The sequence below is a fragment of the Paucibacter sp. XJ19-41 genome (assembly GCF_028462495.1).
Classification (GTDB): Bacteria; Pseudomonadota; Gammaproteobacteria; order Burkholderiales; family Burkholderiaceae_C; genus Roseateles_E.
This window is the reverse complement of record NZ_JAQOWX010000221.1, coordinates 1-3,440: the sequence shown is the minus strand read 5'-3', so window position 1 is coordinate 3,440 and position 3,440 is coordinate 1. Positions and strand designations below refer to the sequence as shown.

Here is a 3,440-nt window from a genome sequence, read left to right as displayed (position 1 = left end):
CCGCGCTGCAGCCGCATCACGGCTGGCATCTGAGCCTGCGCCGCGGCGCGCCGGATGGGCTGCAGCCGGCCGAGCTGGCGAGCCTGGCGGTCGCTGGCTTTGTGGCACGCCAGGACTATGAGCTGCTGTTGATCCCGCTGGATGCCGAGCAGACCGGCGACTGGCTGGAGCTGCGCTGGCCGACCGAGAAGGGGCCGGACAGCGGCATCTACCTGCTGCTGATCATCGTGCCTATCGTGCTCTCGACGGCCCTGGCCCTGCTGCTCTGGTCCGGCCTGCTGTGGCGCGATCTGCGCCGGCTGAGGCAGCAGTCGCAGCGCCTGGCCGGTGGCGCGCTGGGCAGCCAGGTGAGCTTGTCGCGCTATTCCGAGCTGCGCGGTCTGGGCGAGCAGTTCAACACCATGAGCCGCGCGATGGCCGCGATGGTGGAGCAGCAGCGCGCGTTGACGCGTGCGGTCTCGCACGAACTGCGCACCCCGGTGGCGCGGCTGCTGTTCGAGCTGCAGCTGCTGCGTCAGGCGAGCGACGCGGCGCAACGCGAGGCCTTGATCGATGCGCTGCATGCCGATGTGGGCGAGCTCGACCGCCTGATCACCGAGTTGCTGAGCCTGGCCCAGCTGGAGCAGCGCGAGCAGCGCCCCGCGCCGAGCCGGCTGCTCGCCGGGCCCTGGTTGCAGGCCCTGCTGGCGCAGAGCGAGCGCGAGGCCGGGCGGCCCGAGCTGCGGTTCGAGCTGGCCTTGCCGCCGCAGGCGACCGAGCTGCTGCTGCACGAGCGCCTGCTCAAGCAGGCGCTGCTGAATCTGCTGCGCAATGCGACGCGGCATGCACGTTCGCAGGTCTGCCTGCGCCTGGAGACCCTGGACCAGGGCTGGCGCCTGAGCGTCGAGGACGACGGGCCAGGCATCCCGGCCGAGGCGCGCGAGCGCGTGCTGCAGCCCTTTGTGCGTCTGGACGAGGCCCGTGACCGCGCCAGCGGCGGCGTTGGCCTGGGGCTGTCGATCGCGCTGCGCGTTGCCCTGTGGCACGAGGGGCGGCTCTGGGTTGACAGCTCGGCCCTGGGCGGGGCGGCGTTGCGCCTGGAATGGCCGCAGCTGCCGGGCCGCTGAGCCGGCCCGCCCGGCAACTGACGGCTACAACTTTCTACAGTTTCACCACAAGCCCTGCCGGACCTGCGGCGGCGCGCTTCCTAGCATGGACGCCAGTGTTCTCCACCGGTTCGCCATGCCTTCTCAAGACCTGACCATCCCCCTGCCAGCCGGCTAGCGCCGCGCGGCCCGCCCGCGCCCTCCCGATCCTTTGCCATCCCGACCCGCTCCAGGCGGCGTCCCGGGAGGGGCTGTCTCACGCCCATTTTTCTTCTACGCGCCGATGTTCTCTTGTCATTCCTCGCTCTCCTTTCGTCATGCCTGCGCGGCCGCTGTCCTGTTTGCGCTGGGCGCCACTGCAGCGCAAGCCGACTCCGCTTACAGCCTGCACCTGGCTCAGGGCAAGACGTATCAACGCCTGACCCTCAACTGGGAAAGCCCCGTGCTGTGGTCGCGGCCGCTGGGCGAAACGGGACGGCTGGAGCTGGCGATGGAGCTGGGCCTGTCGGCCTGGCAGGCCGATGCCGGCCGTGAGCCGCGCCGGCTGGCCCAGTTCAGTGCGGTGCCGCTGTGGCGCTGGTGGCCCAGCCAGGAGGCCCGCTGGTTCGTCGAGGCCGGCGTCGGCCCCAGCCTGCTGAGCGGCAGCCGTTTTGCGGATCGCCGGCTGAGCACGGCCTTCCAGTTTGCCGATCATCTGGGCCTGGGCTATGCGATCGACCGGGACACCCGGCTCGGACTGCGGGTCTCGCACTTCTCCAATGCCAGCATCAAGCGGCCGAACCCGGGCCTGGACATCTACCAGCTGACGCTATGGCGCCGCTTCTGACGCTCAAGGCACCAAGCCGCCCCAGGCCGTGTTGCCGCGCTGCTCCAGCGTGTCCATCTGCATCTCGAAGCTGAAGAAGCGGTTGCGGCCGCGCGACTTGGCCGCGTAGAGCGCGTCGTCGGCGCGGCGCAGCAGGCCTTCCAGGGTCGTGCTCTCGTCGGGCGTGCAGGTGGTGATGCCGCCCGACAGGGTCACATAGGGCGCGACGGCCGAATCCGGATGCGGCATCGCGGTCAGCGCCAAGGTGCGCAGCACCGCGCGCGCAAACGTCATCGCGCCGGAGCGTGGCGTGCCGGGCAGTATCAGTCCGAACTCCTCGCCGCCATAGCGGGCCGCGCAGTCGCGCGGGCGCCGGCAGGTCTCCTGCAGCAGCGCCGCCATGCGCTGCAGGCAGGCGTCGCCCTCGACATGGCCGAGCCGGTCGTTATAGCCCTTGAAATGATCGATATCGCACAGCACCAGGGTCAGCGGCTGCTGGTCGCGCCGGGCGCAGAGGATCTCGTGCTGCAGCCGCATATCGAAAGCGCGGCGGTTCGGCAGCCGGGTCAGCGCGTCCTCGTTGCTGAGCCTGGTCAGCTGCTCATTGGCCAGGCGCAGCTCGTCCGAGAGCTCGATCAGCCGGGTCTGCATGCGGCGCAGGCGCTGCATCGCGCGCAGCTTGGCCTGCAGCACCGTGGTGGACACCGGCTTGACCAGGTAGTCGTCGCCGCCAGACTCGATGCCCTGCCAGAGGTCCTGGTCCTGGTCGCGGCTGGACAGGAAGATGATAGGCGTCCAGCCACCGGCCTCGCTGGCGCGCAGCTGGCTCGCCACCCAGTAGCCGTCATGGCCGGGCATCTCGACGTCCAGCAGCACCAGATCGGGCCGGCTGCTCTGAAACAGCGCCAGCGCACTGTCGCCGGAATCGGCCTCCATCACCCCATGGCCGGCGGCGCTGAGCTGGGCCGTCAGGACCTTGCGCGTCGAGGCCTGGTCGTCGACCACCAGGATTTGCAGCGGAGGCAGAGAGGAGGGCAGCATGGGGCGCCGGACCGGGGGCGTCGAATTGACGCTAGGCCATTATGTTGCCCTCTGTTACAGCTGCCTCAAGGGTTTGTGCGTAGCTTGTTTTCGAAGCGCTTCAGCGGGGGGTGTCGCCGGTCTTCGGTGCCAGGCATTGGGCGTGGGCCTTCCAGCGCGGTTTCGCGCATTGCGTCTGCATGCAGCGGTAGAGCGCGAAGTCGCTGCGTTTGCCGCAACTGCTGCGCGGCGTTTCGGCGGAGCGACGGGTCACCGGGCCGACGGGCTGGCTGGCGGCGCTCACCGGGGGCTGCGCTGACGAGGGCCCGGCGGCGGTGGGTTCGATGGGCAGCGGCTCGGATGGGGTGCCGGCATCGGCGGGCGCCGAGCGCGCCAGCAGTTCCTCGGCCCGGCGCAGGTCGGCCTCGATGCGGGCGCGTCGGGCCGCTGTGGCGTCGGTGCCGGTATCTGCATCGGTGCTGCGGGCCGCGCCGCTGGCCGCCGCGTCGATGAACGCCGGCAGGGCGGCC

3 protein-coding genes and 1 pseudogene are annotated in these 3,440 nt (G+C 70.5%); 2 read left to right on the top strand and 2 right to left on the bottom strand.

Annotated features, from left to right (window positions below; translation table 11 throughout):
- Together PO768_RS28195 and PO768_RS28190 are read left to right on the top strand one after the other, a co-directional pair.
- Positions 1 to 1,106: ATP-binding protein (locus PO768_RS28195; RefSeq protein ID WP_272648702.1), on the top strand; the 1,106-nt coding region annotated here is incomplete at its 5' end.
- Between the two features lie 262 nt (positions 1,107 to 1,368).
- Positions 1,369 to 1,911 (top strand): acyloxyacyl hydrolase, encoded by a 543-nt coding sequence (locus PO768_RS28190; protein WP_272648701.1) that lies wholly within the window; start codon positions 1,369 to 1,371, stop codon positions 1,909 to 1,911.
- Positions 1,912 to 1,914: 3 nt separating this feature from the next.
- On the opposite strand, the gene PO768_RS28185 is transcribed toward PO768_RS28190, so the two are convergent.
- Positions 1,915 to 2,931 carry a GGDEF domain-containing response regulator gene (locus PO768_RS28185; protein ID WP_272648700.1) on the bottom strand — a complete coding sequence of 339 codons (1,017 nt, stop codon included), beginning with the start codon at positions 2,929 to 2,931 and terminating at the stop codon, positions 1,915 to 1,917.
- Positions 2,932 to 3,031: 100 nt separating this feature from the next.
- A pseudogene (locus PO768_RS28180) lies at positions 3,032 to 3,440 on the bottom strand (hypothetical protein); the annotation flags it as partial.

Bases quoted from the DNA above. Each gene is read 5' to 3' on its own strand.
- PO768_RS28185 (WP_272648700.1), bottom strand. From the start codon at position 2,931: ATGCTGCCCTCCTCTCTGCCTCCGCTGCAAATCCTGGTGGTCGACGAC.
- PO768_RS28190 (WP_272648701.1), top strand. From the start codon at position 1,369: ATGTTCTCTTGTCATTCCTCGCTCTCCTTTCGTCATGCCTGCGCGGCC.